Here is a 21984-nt window from a genome sequence, read left to right as displayed (position 1 = left end):
CTACTACTATCAGCGCCCTTACAAAATTGAAATAATATTAAATTTCACCGACCTTTCAATTAAACAGGGCCTGTCAACTTATTTTAATGGTCGATAACAACAAAAACTGATTCATAATTATTTTAATACTTCTTTTATGTAGCGAACAACTTTAAATTAGTTTGCATTGCAATGTCGCAATACAAAATCTATATTTTATGCACAGTTTAAATCTAAATGAAATGGGATTTTCTCCAATGAGCAATTCGGAAATGGTTGCTGCAAATGGTGGTAGCTTTTGGGGCAAACTTGCAGCCGTTGTTGGCGGGGCTATCCTCTTAGTGGCTACTGGTGGTTCAGCACTTTTTGTAGCTGGAGCAATTCTAAGTGTTGGGGGCGGTGTCGAAGACCTCGTTAATCCGTAACAAAATGAAGCCGGTCTTTAAACAAACCGGCTTCATCTTTATTCTAACAATTTTTTGGCAATGAAAACTTACTCCCTAATTATTTTTCTAATATTTTACAGTTTTGCAACGTTCGCTCAAAATGTCAAAGTTCAAGGTACTGTAAGAGATGCTGATTCAAAAAGAAGCTTGGCTGGTGTTTCTATTTTCTCAGGGAATAATGGAGGTACAAGCGATTCAACTGGTAATTTTAGCTTTACAACAGAACTTCGGGGTCTAAAGCAAAATGGACTAACTTTCACATATATTGGGTATAAAAAATCTATTACGCCATATTCAATATCAAACTTATATAATATAGAACTTCAAGCTACATATGAAGAATTAAGGGAAGTTAAAATTTGGGGTTCTGGCCTTTCTATATTGACAAAGGCAATTGATGCAATACCACGAAATTACCCAGACAAATATTCTCAATCTACCGGATTCATACGTCTTCAATATCTAAGAAATAATTCCGATTATTTCAATAGTGATGCTATCATTCAGATTTACACGCCGCCTGTAAAAAATAAAAAATCATCTACTGTCCGGATTCTACAGAACCGCATCGATACCATAACTGATAAATCTCTAATTTTTATTAAATGGATCGGTGGCTACCTTTCGCCTGTACATGCTGATATTATACATAACAATGAGCCATTTATCGATAAAAGAAAGATAAAAAATTATAGATATCAACTTATGGGGAAAGTTTTGTACCATAGCAAACCTTCCTATGTGATCAATTTCTCCCAAAGTGATTCAACGAGTAAACAGAAAGCTACGGGAGGAACCCTGTTTATTGATACAGCAACTTATGCCATTACAGGGGCGGATATCAGTTATTATAACTTGACGAAATACGGAACATTACCCAAATCAAAGCTACAATATCATGTTCTCTATCAGGAAAAGAACGGCAAATGGTATTTAAAGGAGTCTTTTATGAAGGGGAATACAATTTATAAACAGGAAAATCCTACAACAATTGCAAATTACACAGCAACTAAGATTGACACTGTAGGGATTAATTCGTTTTCTTATGACGAAACGATACAGGAACAGGATGTAACACAATTACTAAATAAACCAGGAAATCCTTCAAGACTTGAGACAATCGATGAGGCTTTGAAGCAAACTGAACGTTACAACGAATTAACAAAGCCTCCTCAATTAGATACTATTCGTGTTAAAAACGCTACTAATAGCAAGAAAGGCAGTAACTGGTTGAACTACTTTACGGGGGATAACTTTCATTATTCACTTTCCTTCGTAAAATTCCCCCTCAAGCTAAGTGAATCAATGGCTTCAAAATCGAGTTTTGTAAATTATGGTTTCCAAATCGGGACTTACTTCAGAATTTATAAAGGACTGTTCTTTGATTTCGAAGGCTCTGGCAATACAGGAACGGATAATGTTGTATTATCGTTGTACGCGTTTCATTTAGCTTACGATGTCGATGTCGTTTCAGTGGGACGCTCCCTGACATTATCACCCTTCGTGGGGTACGACCTGTTAAGTATTAACGAAAAGGATGAAAAAATAAAAGACCGGGCAAACTATCTTGTTTATGGAATCAAAGGATCGTTTGAAATTACACACCATGTTTCAATTTTCGCATCCATTGGCAAAAGTAATTTTTCTCTCACTGGCGGCAGCCATTTTATATCGACCAACTTTAACCCTGCTGTAGGCGTACTTATAAAACGTTAAACCTATGAATGAAAATATCCAATCTATAATTGCAAAAATTCAAAATTCCGTATCTGAAACCGTAATATCGCCCAATAATGAAGTGTCTGTTACGGTTAACGGGAATGCACAGATTACCGAATTGCATATCAATGAAGAATTACCTGCTGAAAAACTTGAGCCCATTTTGATGCAATCCATTAACAAATGTCTTATTACAGTGTCTCATACAATGCAGGCTAAATTGCTGAGCCTACAGAACCCTGTCAATTGATATGGCCAAAGTGTATCCATATTCAGCATTAGATAATTCAGCAGTCAGTTACCTACCCAAACTCAAAACTTATGGCAGTCCGATATATTGGTTTATATTGGTTTTGATCTTCGGATTGGTGGCTTGTTTACCTTTTATATATGTTGATATTGCTGTAAAAGCAACAGGAATCACAAGGCCGGCAAAAGAACGAACCGAGGTAAAATCGCTTTTGTCAGGGATTATTGATTCAGTATATTTTAAAGATGGAGATGCTGTTAAACAGGGACAGGTTATTGTAAAGCTAAAAGATCTCGTTACCGGCGGAAAGAAATTAATGAATCAGTTTGAAATCGATCAGAGACAAAAATTCATTCATGATCTTGTCCTGCTTTCTGATACCAATAAACAGAATGAGCGCTTGACCGAAAAACTAAACTCTCCTTTATATAAAGAGCAATTGAGCAAATATTATCATGAGTTAATTGATCAGCGCGCATCTTTAAAAAAGGCTAATAAAGAACTTGAGCTATATAAATCGCTTTTCGACAATAAGGTCATTACGCCTAAGGAATTCTTCGACATACAAATTCAGGCAGAAAAAGCAAATGCTTCTTATAGTGCATTTAGACAGCAGCAACTTAGTTTGTGGGATCAGGATTTAACGCGCAACAGAATGGAGTTGAACCAATATTCGGCGGCCCTGTTACAGGTAAAGAATGATGCAACATTTTATTTTGTAAAATCCCCGCTTGACGGAGTGATCCAGGGGCTGAATACAAAATATTCGGGAGGGTCGTTATCGCTAAACGACGTTTTATGTTCTATTTCCCCTAATGGCGACCTGATCGGTGAATGTTATGTTTCAACAGCTGATATAGGTCTTATAAAAAAAAATCAAGATGTTTCTTTTCAGATTGATGCGTTTAATTATAATTATTTTGGTATGCTTAAAGGCAAGGTGTTAGCCGTCGACAACGATTATCTTGTTGTAGATAACAAGCCGATATTTAAAGTACGTTGTTTGTTCTTGACAACGAACCTACTCACCAAAAATAATTTTGCAGCGCAACTAAAAAAAGGTTACACTTTTCAAGCCAGATTTTTAGTTGGGCGCCGCAGTCTTTGGCAATTAATGTTCGACAAAGTTAATGATTGGCTTAACCCGGCAGCTCCCGACCAAACCCAAAGCAATGAATAAATTCGTAAAAATCAAGCAAAAGGATACCACTGATTGCGGCGCAGCCTGTTTAACGGCTATTGCGAAATTCTATGGGACAGAGCTAACTATAAGCAGGGTACGACAATATGCTGGCACTGATAAGTTTGGAACAAATATACTCGGCATAATTGAAGCAGCGGAAAGACTCGGCTTTCAGGCAAAAGGAGCAAAAGGAAAAATCGAAAATTTACTAAACGTCCCGCTTCCTGCAATTGCACATGTTATTTTAGAATCCGGCCTTCATCATTATGTGGTTTTATATCAGGTCAAAAATAACAAGTTCACGTATTTGGATCCGATTGATGGCTTATTACACAAAGCAACCCTGGAAAACTTTAATTCCTTGTGGACAGGTAACATTGTTCTTTTACTACCTAACGCGGAATTTATAAATGATCAAAAAAAGATATCCGCACTCCGGCGTTTCGGTCAACTGATTAAACCACATAAGTGGATCATGATTCAAGCACTCGTAGGTGCCATCGTTTATACTATACTTGGATTAGCCAGTGCTGTTTATGTTCAAAAAATCATAGATTATGTATTGGTAGATAACAATCAAAGGCTGTTGAATATTTTGAGCATAGGCATGATCTGTATACTTATATCTCAAGCTATAGTGGGGTTGATGAGATCGGTATTAACGATAAAAACCGGGCAGTTTATTGACGCCCAGCTTATCCTTGGATATTATAAACATCTGATGCGTTTGCCTCAGCGATTTTTTGATACGATGAAAATTGGTGAAATAATCAGCCGAGTCAACGATGCTGTAAAAATCCGCGTTTTTGTAAATGAAGTAGCATCCAACATTATTGTCAATTTCATGATTTTAATTTTTTCCTTTATAATCATGTTTCTTTACTCTTGGAAACTGGCGCTGGTAGTTACGTGTATTATTCCTTTTTATATCCTGATTTATCAGATAAGTAATTCTGTTAATAAAAAATGGCAACGGATACTGATGGAAAATACTGCATCGCTCGAATCGCAGCTGGTGGAAAGTTTAAATTCAATAGGTACAATCAAAAAATTCGGAATTGAAGATTACGCTAATCTAACGACGGAAACCCGTTTTATCCCGCTAATCAAGGCAATTTTTAAAAGCGGAATCAAAGGATTATACCTGTTGACCTCAGCTGAGTTTATAACAAAGGCTTTTACTATAATTGTTCTTTGGTGTGGGAGCTATTTTGTTATTAATCAGCAAATGTCGCCCGGAGAGCTTTTGTCATTTTACGCATTGATAAATTATTTTACAGGACCAGCTTCATCACTGATTGTTGCCAATAAAAATATTCAGGACGCACTGATAGCAACCGAAAGACTTTTTGAAATTATCGATCTTGAAGTAGAAGAAACAGAGGTTGATAAAATATCACTAAACCCCTCACTATTGGGCACCATAGAATTTAAAGATGTATACTTTAATTATAGCAACAGGTCTACAATATTTAATGGGCTTTCTTTTAAAATAAAAAAGAATGAAATGACAGCAATAGTTGGCGAAAGTGGCAGCGGAAAATCGACTATAGCAGCTTTGTTATTAAAAGTTTATCCTTTAACCGGTGGCAGCATCTCCATTGGTGAACGGGATATTAAGTATTACAGCAACAGCAGTTTAAGGCAGATAATTAGTATTGTACCGCAGCAAATCGACCTTTTCAATAGTTCAATCATTGATAACATTGCATTAGGAGATATCGCCCCTGATTTAAATAAAATAATTATTTTATGTCAGAAACTTGGATTAAATGATTTTATAGAAAAACTCCCTAATACCTATTACACTATTGTAAGTGAAAATGGTGTAAATTTATCCGGCGGTCAAAAACAAAGAATAGCAGTAGCCAGAGCCCTTTACAAAAATCCCGAAATATTAATTTTAGATGAAGCGACCGCCGCTTTGGATGTAATAAGTGAGCGACTTCTTATAGAAACGCTATCGTGGTTCAAATCAATGAATAAAACAGTCATTATAATAGCACACAGGCTATCGACAATAAGAGATTGTGACCAGATTCTTGTTTTGAATAACGGTAAGTTAGCGGATTGTGGTAATCATCAATTGCTTATCGATAGAAACGATCTCTATGCAAACCTGTGGAAAGAATACGCTGGTAATCTTCAATAAAATCCGCTTAACTACTTGAATAAGTTACAAATCCAACATTTAGTAGGTGGTGCACTAATCAAATATTATCTTTTTTTTGGCAAATCCAGTTCAGTTCTTAAAAATGATCTTAAAACTGATAATATAATTGCCCAAAACACGATTGTTGCTGCAACGCTTAATAATAATTGGTATTCGGAAGGCTGATGGTTGTTAGATATAATAGTATCTATATTGCCTGGCATTAAAGGAAAAGAATCCATGATTAATTCATTTAGAAAGTAATTTTATACATAAAAAGCCATATTAGATAGCTTTTTTATGTTCAAATTAATTAAGCTAAATTTTTTTTTAAAGCTTTTCTACTTCTTTAATAGTCAGCCTAGTGGTTTTAGCAATAAAATCGTTGGCTAAGCCCTCATTTTTAAGTTCTTTGGCAATAGCTAAAGCCTTTAAATATTCTCCTTCTTCTTTGCCTTTTGCTTCACCTCTTTTATATAGGGGATCTTTTTCTTCTTTAAAAAATTTAGTTACCGTTTCCATGGCTTCATCGAATTGTGTCTCTAAGTTACGTAATTGCACTAATATGCGCAACTGATTAAAATATCTGTCTTCTGCCAAATCGCTTTGAGCAATTGATCTTACTTCTATCAATATTTTTTTCAGGGCCTTTACAGGATCATCATTTTTAAAATCTGCCAATACCGCAAGTAGTTTTTCCTCTGGTTGATTTGCACTTAAAAATATCTTGTAATCAACCGACGAGAGCGAAAGGAGGTGATACCTGAAATAAAAGTCCTCTTTTTCAATGCTTTCAGCCATCTTAGGACGGCCAGTACCAATGTACACTACATATTGCTTTATATCCGTTCGATGTTTCCATTGCAGCATAATACTATACTCTGCCATGCGGTAAACCATATCTTTATCGGATTTAGCTTGATATTCAATATGTAAAATGTAACTCCGGCCATTTGTGTCAACGACCTTTTTCAAAAGGTCGGGCTTACGTTCTTTGGTATGCTGTATTTCGTCGGGCACTTCTTCACTGCTGACGATCTCCAAGCCTAACAGATGACGGATGATACCAGGTAATGCAATCTCCATATTTTCCCTGAATATCTTATCGTATCGGTTTGCCCTACTATTATCCTTTATTTTCGCCATAACTCAATTTCAAGATGTTATAAAAATCAATGATCTAAGCTTGCTTTAAGCGTTCCCTCAATACTTTCATATCATTGCCAGTTTTCCTCTTTTTGACTTTTGAGTAAATTTGTGTTGTACTCAATTTGGAATGGCCAAGCATACTTGATACGGTTTCAATCGGCACACCGTTTTCTAAAGTAATCGTTGTGGCAAAAGTGTGGCGGGCGATATGAAAGGTTAATTTTTTATCAACTTTCGCTTCTTTACCGATAGCTTTGAGATAGCGGTTAATAACCTGATTTGAAAATACCGGGAAGATCGTTTTTGTATATCCGGCCATCGGATTTTTTCTATAAATATTTATAAGTTCAATCGCTTCGGGCAGCAGCATGACAAAAAATTTCTTGCCGGAAAAATTTTTTGTTTTCTGCCTAATCATCTCAATCCATTTTTCCCCCTCGATATCCGTTACCAAATGGTCATTGCTCAACACACACATATCAGCGAAAGACAAACCGGTATAGCAGCTAAATACGAAAATATCGCGAACGATACGTTGACCGTCTTTATCCAGCTTTACTGCTATGATTTGCTCCAGTTCCTCAAGCTCCAATGCTTCGCGGTCTTTATTTATAAGCTTACGTTCATACCGCAGGAACGGGTCTTTAATTAGCCAATCATTATTAACTGCTATGGTGATCATCTTGCGCAATCGCTCAATATGTTTCATCACAGTGTTGTTAAAACAAGGCCGTTGATTTTTATCCGGCTCCCGTTGGCGCAGGTAGATTTCAAAATCTACAATAAATTTATAGTCAAGTTGAGACAGGTAAATATCCCGCCGTTTTTTCTTTTTGACCAGAAACTCTTTAACGTAGCGTTCAGTAGTGTAGTAGTTTTTCATAGTACCATCTTCCAGAAGTTTTTTTATTTCCGTGTTATGGTAGTTCATTAACCACAATAGCGTGGTTTGTTCTTCGTCAATACCCTCTACCTTTGCCTTTATAGCTTCGGCGGTAACCAATTCCTTATTGAACCTCAGCTCATCGTAAGCGTTGTTTATTTCCGTTTTGATCTGCCGCATTTTCTCCTTAACGTCCCTGGCTTCAGGGGTGTTCCCCGATACTTTCTGTTCGTCCTGTACCCACGTATCCATGTTGACACGGCGCTTTAATGAAATGTCTACAAATTTGCCATTTACAGTAATTCTAACGTAAATCGGCGCGTTTCCTTTACTTGCTTTGTCCTTTTTAATAAAAAAGTTTAGACTGAATGAATTTGTCGTTTTCATATACTTTATCCTGTTTTAAATGACAATGACTTGCTTTGTCGATATCGAGCTGTCGCACCGCAATATTAAAACAGCACAAACACAAGCAAAATAGATTTAAGCAACTCATTGTCAATTGATTAATAAATTCATCGGCCAATGATACTAAGAAAAAACAGGGTGCAGAATAGGGCATTTTTACTTTGATATTGAATGCCTCATTTTGATATGAAAAATTTTAAAATAAATGAAAAAACCCCCTAAATCTTACAATTTAGAGGGTTTTTGACTTGATTTAGTATCGCTGTCGTCGGGATGGCAGGACGATTAATCCTTTCCGCAAATAACTATATATCAATAAGTTGATGGAGATTTTTTAGAACTACTCACTGTTTTACTCACATACTCTTTAACAGCGATTGATACAAATTTAACGATCTGTTTTAAGTTATGCAAATACAATTTTGATTAGTTTGCTACTTTAAGCAAACATTTAAGTTGAGTACCCGGCGGGATTACTACGGTCTCAAAATTGATTTAATATTCAATATGTTACGTGGATTTCAATACTTGCTTTTCTTGAAGCCTCGGCATATAGGCATCTTTTGCCTGACTTCGGGCTATCATAACCATCCAGGTAAAAAGCTTTCCTTTTTTGGGGGAATACAGATCAAAGGAGTGCCAAATCTTAATAAAGGTTTGTTCGAGAGTATGTTCTGCCATGCTCTTTTGTGGAACAATACGAATAATAGCTATTAGCAACGCAATCGCATACCTATCGTACAACGCCTCGGCACCTGCCCGACTGTTCAAGCGCACCAATCGGATTATATCGGCATCAGTCAACACTGATTTTACAAAAGCCATAATAAATAGCACATGTTATTATACGTCTAAAATGATGCCAACAAAATGGATTCCCAACTATTCCATTCCCAGGGTTGTAGGCAAAGCTTTTAGTTACGACCCCCTTGTTAAACGGTAATAAAATGCTCATTTCCAAAAATATAGTCGTAAGTTTGATTTCACTACACTCTAAGAATTTTTAAAAATTCTTATTCCGCTCTTTTAAATCCTGCCATGCTGAAAGCTGACCCCCACCATATTATTGCTATTGGCGCCTCTGCGGGCGGCATGGAAGAGATTAATTCTTTTTTTGACCATACTCCTTTAGATGGAGTATCTTATATCATTGTGCAACATTTATCTTCTGATTTTAAAAGCAGAATGGTTGAATTGCTGGCCAAACATAGTAAGCTGAAAGTTGGACAAGCGGAAGATGGAATGACGGTTCAATGTAACCAGGTGTACCTGATTCCAAGTGATAAGTTCATGACCATACAGGACAATAAGTTATACCTAACGGCTAAAGAAGAAGTTAAAAGCCCGCATTTAACGATCAATACGTTCTTTAATTCACTTGCAGAAGATTACGGCAAAAAGGCTATTGGTATCATCTTGTCAGGCTTAGGTTCGGATGGCACCGAAGGCGTTAAGGCAATTAAGCAGGCAGGCGGCATGGTGATGGCCCGTGACCCCGAAACTTCGGAGTTTGGCAGTATGCCATCCCATGCTATCGCTACGGGATTGGTAGATTTTGTCCTGGAACCCAGTGCCATGCCGGATGCGATAGAAGATTTTGTAAAAAACGAAGGAACTTTAACGATTGATCAGGCGGATGATGAAAAAAACCTCGCCGCAATTATTGAACTGATCAAAGAAAGATCGCCACTTGATTTTACCGACTATAAATTACCTACGATATTAAGAAGGACTAAAAGAAGGGCTTCCTTTGGGAATTTTACCACGCTGGAAAATTATCTTGATTTTTTGAATGTTACCCCTAAAGAAGTAGAGGCCCTGACCAAAGAATTCCTGATTAGCGTTACTTCATTTTTCAGAGATAAGGAAGCTTTTGATTTTATCAAAAGCAAGGTACTGCCTGACATTCTTGAAAGTTTAACACCCGGTGAGGAGTTAAAAATATGGGTAGCAGGTTGTGCGACCGGGGAAGAAGCGTATTCCATAGCCATATTGATAGCGGAGCAATTAAACGGTAAATTAGCGGATACCTTAGTGAAGATATTTGCTACTGACATTGACAGTGCTGCCTTAGTACATGCGGGTAAAGCCGTTTATAATAAGAGTATTTCTAAAAATGTACCTGCTGACCTGCTTGAAAAGTATTTCTTAAAAGAGGGGGATAATTACCGGGTAAAGCCAGTCATCCGTAAGATGTTGATCTTTGCACAGCATGACCTGGTGAAAAACCCGCCCTATTGCAATATGCATTTGATCAGTTGCCGTAACCTGCTGATTTATATGGCCCCTGTTTTACAAAAGAAAATATTTGCCATGTTGCTCTTTGGACTTAAAAAGGATGGCTATTTATTTTTAGGTTCCAGCGAAAATCCGATGCCTATCATCAAAAACCTGGAAGTAGCCCATAAAAAATGGAAGATCTATAAGAACCTGGAAACAAAGCGGGCCGTAAGCTTTGATGCATTCTCCATGCCTGAATTTTTGGATACCAAACAGAAACCCTCGCGCTTTTCGCAGGAAGATGCATCTAAAAACACCAACCATTCATTGGCCGAAGCCATGCATGAAAGCCTGGCCAAAAAATTGGACTATTTCGCAGTTTGTATTGATGAAAACAACCAAGTGATCAAATCTTATGGTGATAGCACTAAATATTTACTTCATAAACATTTCAGCTCAAACCTTTCGGAACTGTTACCAAAGCCACTTGCGGTAGCTTTTAATACCTTGAGCAAAAAGGCTTTAAAAACAAAAGAAAACGTTGTTCTAAACGGAGTAAAAATCAAACAAGGCCAGCATATCGTTAAGGTCAACCTGTCAGTAAGCCCTTTAATATTAAAAGGGGAAGGTCAATTGTTACTGGTCACTTTCAGTGAAGATAAATCAATTGCGCCTTTAGAAAAAGACACCGTGTTCGATGAAAAGATATACCTTGATCAATACGTTGTTAACCTGGAAGAAGAATTAAAGGAATCAAAAGACAAGCTTCATTTTTCCAATGAAAAACTGGATGCCTCCAATGAAAACCTACAATCGTTTAATGAAGAACTGATCTCGGCCAATGAAGAAATGCAAAGTACGAATGAGGAAATGCAATCCGTAAACGAAGAACTGCATACCATTAATGCAGACTACCAGCTAAAAAATAAAGAGTTGCTGGAAATTAATGATGACCTGAATAACTATTTCAGGAGCAATATCAACGGCCAGTTATTTATTGATAATGAACTTCGTTTGATGAAATTTTCGCCGGGTACAGTTAAGCAGATCAACTTACTGGAAACGGATATCGGCAGGCCCCTCAGCAACATTTCCACCAATATCAAATTTGAGACCATTATTGATGACATAAAAAAAGTACTGGCTGAAGGAAGCGTTATCACCAAAGAAATTGAAACGAACAATGGTAAATGGTATCAGATTATGACCATGCCTTATGTGCAGCAGGCAGATCATAAAAACACCGGTGCCATTATTACTTTTAATGACATCACCGAATTAAAAAAAATACAGCAGGAGTTAAATATCAGCAATAAAATGCTGGGCATAGCTATAGATTCTGCCGCAATGGGCATGTGGTCTATAGACCTCCAAACCCGTGAATTTGTTCCATCCCAACGGCTAAAGGAAATATTTGGATTTCATCCTGATGAGCAAATGACTTATGAGGCGGCTATCGCCCAAATTGATAGTAAATATCAAGCTTTAGTGACCGATGCCGTGGAAGCTAATATCAGCCAGGGTATCAAATGTGATGTAGAATATCCGTTAAGGGGTTTCCATGATGGAAAACTTCGGTGGGTAAGAGCCAATGGAGACCTTTCCAAAGATTTGGAAGACAAGCCAATTTATTTTACAGGTGTTGTACATGACATTACAATGCATAAGCAGGATGAGATTCGGAAAAATGACTTTATCGCGATGGTGAGCCATGAGTTAAGAACTCCGCTTACCTCACTCCAAGGATATATACAGCTACTAACTTCAAGGGCAAAAAAAGAAGAAGACACCTTTAGTGTAGTTAAACTGGATAAAGCGCATGCCCAGGTAAAGAAAATGACCGCTATGATCAACGGTTTTTTAAATGTTTCGAGCTTTGAGGCCGGAAAGATTTACTTGAATGAGCAGCCATTCGAGATGACTGCCTTGTTAAATGAAATCGTGGAAGAGGTTACCCTGATAACCGCAAGTCACAATATTGTGGTACTGCCGTCCCCAACGGTCTCTGTTAAGGCAGACAGAGATAAAATAGGCCAGGTGATCAACAATTTTCTTAGTAATTCTGTTAAGTATTCACCGAAAGGTAAAAATATTGAGATTTCCTGTAAAGCAGTGAACGATACTATACAGGTAAGTGTAAAGGATGAGGGCATGGGTATAAAACCGGAAGATCAGGAAAAGTTATTTGATCGTTACTACCGGATAGAAAGTGTGCATACTCAGGCTATCTCCGGTTTCGGGCTTGGCCTTTATTTGTCTGCCGAAATTATCCAACGGCATAAAGGTAAAGTATGGGTTGAGAGTGAAATGGGTAAAGGGTCAACATTTTACTTTAGTTTACCACAATCTTAATAGGTTATTATTTGCGGTGGTTTCCAATTATTGTCGTAAATTTTTTTTCTTTAAACTTAAAACTGGCATCATATTAGCGGTAAATATTAAGTCTTTGTACTATCCGATTTATGAACAAAAGAATACTAATTATCGATGATGATCCCGATATTTTGGAAATTCTTTCTTTAGTATTATTAGAGGGCGGTTATGACGTTCGTATGTTATCTTGTGGTGATACTGTATTTGATGATATTAAAGACTTTCAGCTAGACCTTATATTAATGGATGTCATGCTTGCCGGTATGGATGGCCGCGCGATTTGCAAAGATATAAAGGAAAATCATTTGACTTATTTCCTGCCCGTTATTCTGATTTCGGGGACACATGACCTTGCTGAATCACTGCATCTACCTGGTGCACCAAACGATTTTGTAGCAAAACCTTTTGATATTGATTATTTGCTCGAAAGAATAGAAAAACAATTGGCTGCTTGATTAATCATGTATGTTTACTACATATTCCGAACACAAATAAATTTATCCACCATCAATATTTTATTGAACACACCATCCCTTATTCACCAAGTAAGCAACCAAAAGCGGGAGCCGGGTAAATAGTCAAGGCCCTTTAGATTTGCTTTGTGATTATTATTGAAAGTATCTTGCTGACAAAGAATAGGGTGAACCAAGTCAAGGCCCAGGCTAAAGACCTATGGCCCGTATTAGTCCCTGTTTCGAGTCACAAGTCGATGTCAATGACAAGTTAGAATTTTAGACACCAGGTCTTATAAAGGTTTTAGTCTGAGTACATCACATTAATTTATTTAGTATGAAATACAAAGTATTTATCGGCATCGATGTATCAAAGCTTACTATTGATGTCCACCTGCACGGAATCGGTGCCTCCAAAACATTCAGTAACGAGGAAAAAGGATTTGCTTTATTTTTAAGTTGGGTAAAAAAGCATAGTAAACAATCGGAACCGGCGGAGATGATCATATGCTTCGAGCATACCGGTATGTATTCAATTAAACTTGCCACTTATCTAAATGATATTGGAATCCCATTCGCCATGCTTCCTGCGCTTCAGATTAAACAATCTATAGGGATCAGAAGAGGAAAGAATGACCAGATCGATGCACAAAGAATCGCTGAATATGCTTGGCTACACCGCGAAACCATTCAGGCAACTCTATTACCAGCTAAAAGTATTCTCAAACTTCAGTCGCTGCTTACATTACGAAATCGCTTGGTATGTGATCGTGGAGGGTATGAAGCCACATGGAAAGAACAGAAAAAGGCATTGGAAGGAAAAGAGCACAAGGGATATTTCAAGTTTATAAAAGCCTGATAATGAACCTAACGGTTCAAGTTAAAAAGATTGAAGAACAAATAAAGGCGGTTATAGAAAGTGATGAAGCAGTTAAATTAAACTATCAATTACTGACCAGTATTAAGTGTGTAGGACCTGTACTGGCCGCAAATATGATTGCTTATACGCACAACTTTACCCGTTTTGCTACCTGGCGAAAGTTCGCCTGCTATGTGGGAACTGCTCCTTTTGAACACCAATCTGGCACGAGTATAAAAGGAAGAACACGAGTCAGTAGTTTATCCAACAAGCAACTAAAAAAATTAATCCACATGGTGGCTATATGTGCTTGCGCATATAATCCAGAGATGAAAAGCTATTATAAAAGAAGAGTGAGCGAGGGGAAAAATAAGATGAGTACACTAAATGTTATACGCAACAAGATCATTTCCAGAATGTTTGCTGTTGTCAATCGCGGCTCGGGCTATGTAGATCTGATGAAATATGCAGCTTAGGGCTTATCATCTTAACTCTTAAACAACTCCCCTTATTTTGGACGGGTTCTGTCAAGGGCAGCGAAGGGCGGCTTGTGCGGCTGCGCTGTTTATGTACCCTTGACGGGTTCCGGCCAAAATGAGAATTTTGTTGTCGAGTTAAGATGAAGAAATATTATTTGGAAAAGTCTTAGAATACGGGCCACCGCTAAAAAACAAAACAAAATGGCCCGCTCTGCATGGCCTTTACTTTTTACCCGGCGGTGGCTACCTTTGCTGTGCTGGTGAATGAGGAATGTTATAATTAAGTGGGTGGCCAAAAGCAAATCTGTTATGAGCATAGCGAATTTCAGTTTTGCGGCGGGGTGTTGAGGCTGACGGTGTAATGAAGCCCGGAGCGAAGCGTGTGGCGTAATGCAACTGTCTGCCTAAACATGAGGATTAGCCCGGTTGTTTTAACGCTACTTGCCTTTATTTGATGTTGAAAAGGATTATTCTTCTTTTGGCAGATTGTCTAATAAATATTTTGCTCTTTCCTTGCTGATTGCTTTATGCCATTCCCTGATTACTTCCCGAGCCGCCTCTTCAACGACAGCAGGTGAATTTTCTTTGATAGCTTCTACAGCATCGGAAAATTTTTCAAGATAATGTTCATTAAATTCCATTTCCTTTTCATCCAAATGATGTTCATTATCTAAATAATCCAAAAATATAAGCGTTGCCCATTTACCTTTGTCAAATGAATGGGCATAAAAACGGGGAAAAGAAATCTGGTCGATGATTAACTGAATAATGAATTGAGGTTTTACCGCAAAAATTTCACACAACATGGTAAAATCTTCAGGGAGGTTAATTTTTAAATCTAATTCCATGACGTTATTCTTTCGTTTTATTAGTTTGGTTGTAATGGTCTAAAAAGAACTCTTGGTAAATCGCCTTTCGTTTTTCAAAATTTCTTATGATAAAGACCTTTGCATGTAATTGCTGTAGTTTACTGAGAAATTCTATTTCTAACTCGGTAGCCGGTTTTGCAGAATTATGTACATTTGCATCAATTAAACCACCCATAAGCATTACAAAAAACGCCATTGAATTATTTTCTGTGAACTCGTTTAGACCAACCCGCGTTGTATGGTCTGCAAGGTCGATTTTGGACATAAAATATTCCAGGTACTCTTTGGGATAGTGATTATGAAATTCACATAAGAGTTGAAAATCTTCATTCAAATTAAGGACTGTTTCTTCATCCAAGTACAATTTATCTGCGCTGTAAGACCTTTCCATCGTATTAAAAAGGGCCTTAACAAATCGCTGGCTCTTGACTTTTTTCTTTTTAGGATTCCCTTTTTGAATACTTATCTTCAAAATCCCAATTGTGCATTGCGATGCAAACTCTCTGTTTTTAACGAAAGCCTCCGATGGCTGACCCTGCGTATTAGCAAAAATATATTCACTAAGTGCATCGGTTGCCTCTCTATAACCTTTAAAATAATCTTTACTTAATGCCGCATAAAATGATACATGGTCTATAAATGCCTGTAAAACTGCCCCTCATTAAAATATTGAACCAAGCAGGCCAGTTTAAATTCTAAAGGAATATCAATGATGTCGTTTCTATGGGTGGTCATATTTAAAATATTACTTATCCGTAATTACCTGAATGTTGATAGATTTTAGTTTACTGCTTCGTATTCCTCAATTTCCAAATCCGAAAGTGTATTTAAATAGACCTTTTCCGATCTCAACACGAAACTATTACATCTCAAATAGACCTCGTTCAAATCGTCTGGGTCAATTGATTTACTTACAGCGTAACGGAGTTCTGAATGGCTTTGAGATAATATAGCCAGTAATTTTTTATCATAAAGTGTTTGCATGGGAAAGTAGTCTTCATTTTCCGGCCAAAAAATTTTACAGATGCTTAGTAAATGTGTTAAGCTATGGAGATTAGGTGAGTATCCCCAAAAGTTATAGATAAGCCCTAAACAAGCCTGTTCTAAGCTTTGTGACAATAAGAACACGGTTACCTCAAATACCTCATCTTTTATCAGCGCTGCCGCCTTTAAAATGGCTGTAGCTCGGAATATTCGCCTTGTGGCGTTTGCTTTTGTTTTCGTGTAATTAAGTTCAATATCTGTTTTCAGGATTGTTCCTTTGTCAATCAGCGTAATTTTTGAATAAACCAATTGACCGTGCTGGATTACCGTTTGAAAGAATTTATTTTGGTTCTCGATTTTTTTAAGAACCTCGTCCTTACTATGAATAAACAGATTAATGGTAATACCATCAATCGTGTTGACTATGCTCTGTATATTATTGCCATAAGGGTTTGGCACGGAACTGATCGCCAGTAGATCATAGTGTAAAGTGTTATTGTGGGCATTTCTTTCCTGGCTAAACAAATGTGATCTGATGGTTTGAAAAATGATATTTCCAAATACATAAATTTGGTCTGGCGTTCTATTTTCAACGATTAAGGTAATTACCTCTTTAAGCTTACTCGAAGTATTGAAAAATAGGTTCTCATACTCATTAGTGTTTAAATCATCCAATGGCGACGACCTTTCTACTATTACCAAATCATTTCCATTGGCTCTAACTGACAACGCTTCTTTTTCCTTTTCATCAAGGATAGCACTTAGATTGTCAATAATTGTTTTTGAACGCTTCTGCAATAAAGCGACACGTTCAAATAGTACAGGTATATATTTTTCCTCGACTTTATGGTTCTGCTCGTACCTTACTGCGGAATAAGCGTCATTCAGCGTTCTAAGGATTTCCTTTTCTTCTGCTGTATCTGCGGGGAATAATATACCAAGTTGCGGAATGAACGGAGTAATGAAAGATTGGTGGATGCTAATGCTGTGTGTCTTTTTTTCTTTTGCCAGTATCGCTAATTCGAGTGCCCGGAATGTCAATTCTATTACCTGATGTAACATAAAGACAGTTAAACCCGGTTCGTTTTTTTGGTTATAAAAGTCTGCACCCTCTAAAAAGGCGGTAGTTTTGTCGAGGCCGTCTTTAAAGTGTATTATGGCCTCATTTTTCCATTTCAGTAATTCGTCCGCTTTTGGAAGTGGCAAACCGGGGCTATCAACTTTGTTATAAATTAGATTATTATCAATACAAGCGATATGAAAGAAAAGGTTGCCAGTTTTCAAAGCCCCTTTAACATCGGAAGTTAGATAAAGGGTAAAGGTAATGTTCTTACGTCCGTTAGTTGCAATTTTAACAAACGGTTCTAACTCGGTAAGTTTCACACCAACCATTGGCGGGAGCAGCAAAATTAGATGATAGGTTCCTATATCCTCATTGTTAAGGCAATAGATTTTTTCAACTGGCAGCTTGCCTGCAATCTCCTCCGCTACTTTTCTCAATTCTCCTTTTTCCATGATTGTTGTTTTTTGACGTAGTTAAATCTTAGCAAATGCCTTTTCATATAAACAGCCGTAATCTTTGGTATTGATGCGTTTTAATTTCGGATAGCCCTTTTTTTTCGTCATATCCTGCAATGCAGTTTGTACGTGCATAGGATTAAGCGATGAACCGGAAATACTCTGGCAACGCAGATAGATGCTTAAAGGTGTTTCACGGCTTAAAAACAATGATCCCTCGAAAAGCAAGTTTAAAATCCCGACTGTTTCTTTAGTTGCTGTTTGATGTGAATTGGAGTATTTTATTTTTTTATACTCAGGGTTTTCCTCAAATAAATGAAATACAGGCTTTAATGTCTTATCCTGCTGAATTTCAAACATTTCATGATGTATGACTTCCTGTTCAGTCGTTTTCACAAGCTGATAGTCAGAAAATTCCTTTTTATTGAGATCACTGAAAATAATACCGGTCAGCCCGTCTACTTCGAGCGCATTGTGGTAACGCTGTATATCAGACATGGTGAATGCGGTACCAATAAGTTCCTCCCGGCTTTTGATGAAATCATCCGGGTATCCCATAAGAAATGATACATCGGCGGTACTATAGCCCTTTGCTATTCGTGCGACCATCAAACTGTAGAGGATACAAACATTTACTGCCGACATATTGGCCTTGAATGTTTCCATTGGGGATGTTTCGGAATTAGGCGAATTAAGCTCCATGATTTTTTGAATTGGTTTTTATAACATTATTAAACTCGTATGGAATTATCTTTTTAGTCCCGAAAGCTTGGTAGGCTACCGGGTAACATTCGCTTAGTGGTTTTAAGAACCTGTTATGGAAATCAACAAAATGTTCTGTTAATACAGTTGACATATTGGCGCGCCTATAAAAGAAATTAATTAGCTTCTCGTCTTGCAGCGAATTGACCAGGTGAAAAGTATTGTCTTCTTTATCTATTACAAATAAAGGTGCCTTGTTAAGATTGGTTATATCTTTTTCCCCTGCTTTAACAATAATTTCGAAAGTAAAATAATCGTTCCTGTCTTTAAGGATGAAGCTTATAGATAATTCTCCGGCAGACAATTGGCACTTTTCCGTGTCCATTTTTCTCGGTCTGTCGTTCATCGGGTTCAAACCATAGGAATTAGTACTAACCAGGTAACGTTGATTTTTAAGTACCGGGATGATCTGCTGCCATATTTCGAAAAGCTTAGGTCGGGCATTTATCCAATTCTCTGTATATTTACCATCAGCTTGCCTGCCAACCGATTTAGATAGCTTAAACATATCATTGTCAATTTCGTTGAGGTAGATTTGTTCTTCGGTTAAATTTTGATGATGATGAAAAGGTTTGTCGTTTCTCAAATAACGATGATAAGAGAAAATATCATCGCCGCCCAAGTTTGTTTTCCCTATAAATGGGATGATAAACGGCAAATGAACAGACCACAATGTTAACCATGTCCATACCATTGCGTATCCTAATATTTCCTGATTTCCGTAAGAGGGAATGATTTTTTGTTCTATTTTCTTTTCAAATGTGGGCGTTTCAAAGAAGTTGAAACCCAAGCCCAACCTGTATAAATTTCCATACTCCTTTTTAGGTTCAAAAGAAACATTATGACCGTTAACTGTAATATCTAAATAGGTGTTCTTATTTTTTTTCTGATGGTTAAAACCCGGCCAGTAGTAACGTTTCAGATCAATATCCCTATAATGCATTAACTTAAACAAACCGTAATAGGCATGTTGGCAAAGTAAGCCACCGGGCATACCGCACTCGCAAGAAACACTTATTTCATCCCTGCCTATATGAACCATCAGATTTTTACGCTGCTCATATCTCACAGTCACCTCAACTGTAAAAATATCATTGCCGTAAATAATCGAGCCTATCGTTGTGCGGTCTGTATGCCTTTTCGTTTTAAGTGGTGATTCAAAGTGTTTATACAGTACCTCCTTAGTTAGAATGAGGTCGTCGTTTTCAAAAGGGATGATATAAAAGAACGTATCAGGTGGTATGATCGTCTCCAACTGTATATTTTTAGCTGACATAGATTTTATTTTGATTTGTAAACAATTAATTTGGGCGCAAAAAATTTGATAGGCTATAAAAATCTATTCATTATTGCGTTTGTCTAAAAGCTCCTTTATTTCGAGTTCGTTTTGTAAAATGCGTTCTTCTAACTGCGCAATTAAAGGGTGGTCTTTATTATCACAGACAACAATATGGGGAATGAAGTCGTTTAAATCAGTTTCATTTGCTGCATGGCTATGCAAGTCGAAATTGTTACCACTGATATTTATTTTATTATCGTGGATATGATTTATTGTGACGTTGTTGTAAAAATTAATGGTGTTGATTATTATTTTCATGTCGCGACTACTTTACTGTTCAGTCAAATTTCAACCGATTATGCTGTCTATCGAAGTCAACAAGCGACTGTTTTACCCATTTAGGCGACTATTTTAGTAACAGTATATTTTGTATCTTTAGGGTTTGTAAACTTGTATATTTGATCTATGACAACATCTGAAAAACCCATTAACCAACATATAGGAAGAAAAATAGGCCGTATCCGTGAACTAAGAGGGATTAAGCAAGAGGATTTGGCTACGCAATTAGGCGTAAGTCAAAAAACGGTTTCCCGTATGGAGCAAAGCGAAGTGATTGAAGAAGACGTTTTAGAAAATGTAGCAAAAATATTAGGAGTTACGACCGATGCCATTAAAAATTTTACTGAAGAAGCTGTGGTAAACTATTTTAACAATTTCAATGACCATAGCTTTAGCAATAGCCTTGCAACCTTTCATGCAACACATTGTACTTTCAACCCAATAGACAAGTTGGTTGAATTATTTGAAGAGAATAAAAAGCTGTATGAACGTTTATTAGCCAGCGAAAAAGAAAAAATAGAGTTATTAAAAGATAAAAAATAGCATACCAAATAATGGTGATACTCCTGAAAGTATATGTTACAGAAGTGCTTGGCAACGGGAAAAGTGGTTTTCGCTTCCTACTTGGAAGCTCATATTGTCATGTTTAATCTTAAATGGGGATATAAAAAGCATAAGGATATTCACGGTAAGCGCATTAAACACCGTCAAGGCAAACCGGAACAAAAAAGGGCATATTTCTGTACTTATTGCAACGGTTACCATTTGACTAAATGGAATGCCAATGATTTTAATATTTATTCTGAAAGGTCGGTGAGTGGAGATTTATCTTAGTTTCAGGTGGATTGAGTATCGAACTTTCTGAAATCTAACAATTCCCTGGGTTCTACATCCAATGCTTTAGCAAGTTCGGCAAGTGAAAGGAGAGTAATATTTTGCTTCCCGGTTTCATAACGTTGAATATCTGCGTATTCCACATTGCATAATAAGGCCATTTTGCGCAAGGTCAGGTTTTTAGACTGTCTTAAAGATTTAAGACGTTTTCCGAATTGTATTAATATTCCTCTATCTAAATCACTAACCATTTTCGCTTTTAAATGATTAGGAAAATTGAAATAATAATATATAAAAATTGTTGTGGTAAGTCACAACAAAACCTAACTTTGATAGATGCGGTTAGAATAGGGTTGCTAAAGTGCTGATTTAAAAATCGATATTGTTTTAAAATGAGTAATGGGTTATCAGTTTTGGAAAGAAAAATAGAAGATTTGTTTAAGGAAGAACCGTTTGATCAGGTTGATGAAGAACTTTTTAAATGGTTAATATTCTCCTATTTTCAAAAAGGAAATGGGATAAAGAATTTGAATAGTTTGGATTTTGAAAGATTCAAAGAAAAGCTTGCGGTTTTGGTTGATGCAATTTATCAATGGCACCAGGAACGGAAGGACCTCGAAAAAACATAAAAAGGATACCCAAAACAAATCAGAATTGGCACATTTTTGGTAGGCTCATAGGTATTAATTAAACTGTGTAAGTTTAAAGTTTGAACCTTTCAGGCTTACAGCCTTTCCATATATCATCTACCTATGAAAAAAGCTTCCTTTTGGGAAGCTTTTTTGTCGTATAGGGATTTAATTAGGGGGAATGCAGTGTTTTTTTGCAATAAATATAAAATAATTCT

General features: G+C 36.9%; 22 protein-coding genes. 11 read left to right on the top strand and 11 right to left on the bottom strand.

What is annotated here, in order from left to right; translation table 11 throughout:
- The first annotated feature begins 221 nt into the window (after positions 1-221).
- The 5 genes from DIU38_RS05935 (at position 222) to DIU38_RS05915 (ending at position 5729) form a co-directional block, all read left to right on the top strand.
- A complete protein-coding gene (locus DIU38_RS05935; protein ID WP_112656748.1) occupies positions 222-404 on the top strand; it encodes a hypothetical protein in 183 nt (60 codons plus the stop codon).
- A gap of 60 nt (positions 405-464) precedes the next feature.
- A complete protein-coding gene (locus tag DIU38_RS05930; protein ID WP_112656746.1) occupies positions 465-2141 on the top strand; it encodes a carboxypeptidase-like regulatory domain-containing protein in 1677 nt (558 codons plus the stop codon).
- Positions 2142-2145: 4 nt separating this feature from the next.
- Complete coding sequence (locus tag DIU38_RS05925; RefSeq protein ID WP_112656744.1) at positions 2146-2394, top strand: YbaB/EbfC family nucleoid-associated protein; 249 nt, start codon at positions 2146-2148, stop codon at positions 2392-2394.
- Between the two features lie 211 nt (positions 2395-2605).
- Positions 2606-3574, top strand: a complete 969-nt coding sequence (locus DIU38_RS05920; protein WP_167516091.1) for an HlyD family secretion protein — start codon at positions 2606-2608, stop codon at positions 3572-3574.
- On the top strand, positions 3567-5729 hold the full coding sequence (locus DIU38_RS05915; RefSeq protein ID WP_112656740.1) for a peptidase domain-containing ABC transporter: 2163 nt from the start codon (positions 3567-3569) through the stop codon (positions 5727-5729). The genes DIU38_RS05920 and DIU38_RS05915 overlap by 8 nt, the downstream gene beginning before the upstream one ends.
- Before the next feature lie 65 nt (positions 5730-5794).
- Here DIU38_RS05915 and DIU38_RS32910 read toward each other — a convergent pair whose 3' ends face one another.
- The 4 genes from DIU38_RS32910 to DIU38_RS05900 form a co-directional block, all read right to left on the bottom strand.
- Positions 5795-5971, bottom strand: a complete 177-nt coding sequence (locus tag DIU38_RS32910; protein WP_167516090.1) for a hypothetical protein — start codon at positions 5969-5971, stop codon at positions 5795-5797.
- An 88-nt stretch (positions 5972-6059) separates the two neighbouring features.
- On the bottom strand, positions 6060-6875 hold the full coding sequence (locus DIU38_RS05910; protein WP_112656738.1) for an RpnC/YadD family protein: 816 nt from the start codon (positions 6873-6875) through the stop codon (positions 6060-6062).
- A 34-nt stretch (positions 6876-6909) separates the two neighbouring features.
- On the bottom strand, positions 6910-8148 hold the full coding sequence (locus tag DIU38_RS05905; protein ID WP_112656736.1) for a site-specific integrase: 1239 nt from the start codon (positions 8146-8148) through the stop codon (positions 6910-6912).
- Between the two features lie 531 nt (positions 8149-8679).
- Positions 8680-8994 (bottom strand): sigma factor, encoded by a 315-nt coding sequence (locus tag DIU38_RS05900; protein ID WP_112656734.1) that lies wholly within the window; start codon positions 8992-8994, stop codon positions 8680-8682.
- A gap of 213 nt (positions 8995-9207) precedes the next feature.
- Here DIU38_RS05900 and DIU38_RS05895 point away from each other — a divergent pair, with 213 nt between their 5' ends.
- The 4 genes from DIU38_RS05895 to DIU38_RS05880 all read left to right on the top strand — a co-directional run bounded on the left by DIU38_RS05895 (position 9208) and on the right by DIU38_RS05880 (position 14549).
- Positions 9208-12741, top strand: coding sequence for a chemotaxis protein CheB (locus tag DIU38_RS05895; protein ID WP_112656732.1), 3534 nt, complete (start codon positions 9208-9210; stop codon positions 12739-12741).
- 110 nt (positions 12742-12851) lie between these two features.
- The gene (locus DIU38_RS05890) at positions 12852-13217 is read left to right on the top strand and encodes a response regulator (protein WP_112656730.1); all 366 of its coding nucleotides are present in this window, start codon (positions 12852-12854) and stop codon (positions 13215-13217) included.
- Positions 13218-13551: 334 nt separating this feature from the next.
- Complete coding sequence (locus DIU38_RS05885; RefSeq protein ID WP_149354044.1) at positions 13552-14073, top strand: IS110 family transposase; 522 nt, start codon at positions 13552-13554, stop codon at positions 14071-14073.
- The gene (locus DIU38_RS05880; RefSeq protein WP_149354043.1) at positions 14004-14549 is read left to right on the top strand and encodes a transposase; all 546 of its coding nucleotides are present in this window, start codon (positions 14004-14006) and stop codon (positions 14547-14549) included. Before DIU38_RS05885 ends, DIU38_RS05880 begins: the two co-directional genes overlap by 70 nt.
- 470 nt (positions 14550-15019) lie before the next feature.
- Here the strand turns inward: DIU38_RS05880 and DIU38_RS05875 are convergent, their stop codons facing one another.
- From DIU38_RS05875 to DIU38_RS05850, 6 genes are all read right to left on the bottom strand, one after another.
- Positions 15020-15400, bottom strand: a complete 381-nt coding sequence (locus DIU38_RS05875) for a hypothetical protein (RefSeq protein WP_112658481.1) — start codon at positions 15398-15400, stop codon at positions 15020-15022.
- Between the two features lie 4 nt (positions 15401-15404).
- Positions 15405-15893 carry a hypothetical protein gene (locus DIU38_RS05870; RefSeq protein ID WP_149354042.1) on the bottom strand — a complete coding sequence of 163 codons (489 nt, stop codon included), beginning with the start codon at positions 15891-15893 and terminating at the stop codon, positions 15405-15407.
- 308 nt (positions 15894-16201) lie between these two features.
- On the bottom strand, positions 16202-17920 hold the full coding sequence (locus DIU38_RS05865; RefSeq protein WP_112658485.1) for a HEPN domain-containing protein: 1719 nt from the start codon (positions 17918-17920) through the stop codon (positions 16202-16204).
- A gap of 21 nt (positions 17921-17941) precedes the next feature.
- Positions 17942-18589, bottom strand: a complete 648-nt coding sequence (locus DIU38_RS05860; protein WP_146752303.1) for a hypothetical protein — start codon at positions 18587-18589, stop codon at positions 17942-17944.
- 25 nt (positions 18590-18614) lie between these two features.
- Positions 18615-19961, bottom strand: coding sequence for a hypothetical protein (locus DIU38_RS05855; RefSeq protein ID WP_112658489.1), 1347 nt, complete (start codon positions 19959-19961; stop codon positions 18615-18617).
- Positions 19962-20024: 63 nt separating this feature from the next.
- Positions 20025-20282 carry a hypothetical protein gene (locus DIU38_RS05850; protein ID WP_112658491.1) on the bottom strand — a complete coding sequence of 86 codons (258 nt, stop codon included), beginning with the start codon at positions 20280-20282 and terminating at the stop codon, positions 20025-20027.
- A 147-nt stretch (positions 20283-20429) separates the two neighbouring features.
- Here DIU38_RS05850 and DIU38_RS05845 point away from each other — a divergent pair, with 147 nt between their 5' ends.
- Positions 20430-20846 (top strand): helix-turn-helix domain-containing protein, encoded by a 417-nt coding sequence (locus DIU38_RS05845; protein ID WP_112658493.1) that lies wholly within the window; start codon positions 20430-20432, stop codon positions 20844-20846.
- Between the two features lie 293 nt (positions 20847-21139).
- On the opposite strand, the gene DIU38_RS33810 is transcribed toward DIU38_RS05845, so the two are convergent.
- The gene (locus DIU38_RS33810) at positions 21140-21298 is read right to left on the bottom strand and encodes a helix-turn-helix domain-containing protein (protein ID WP_243770807.1); all 159 of its coding nucleotides are present in this window, start codon (positions 21296-21298) and stop codon (positions 21140-21142) included.
- A 252-nt stretch (positions 21299-21550) separates the two neighbouring features.
- On the opposite strand from DIU38_RS33810, the gene DIU38_RS05835 reads away from it, so the two are divergent.
- Positions 21551-21766, top strand: a complete 216-nt coding sequence (locus DIU38_RS05835; RefSeq protein WP_146752304.1) for a hypothetical protein — start codon at positions 21551-21553, stop codon at positions 21764-21766.
- Positions 21767-21984 lie beyond the last annotated feature (218 nt).

Source organism: Mucilaginibacter metallidurans (assembly GCF_003286435.2).
Lineage (GTDB): Bacteria > Bacteroidota > Bacteroidia > Sphingobacteriales > Sphingobacteriaceae > Mucilaginibacter > Mucilaginibacter gossypii.
The sequence above is the reverse complement of the archived record's forward strand: the minus strand, read 5'-3'. Positions and strand labels throughout refer to the sequence as shown.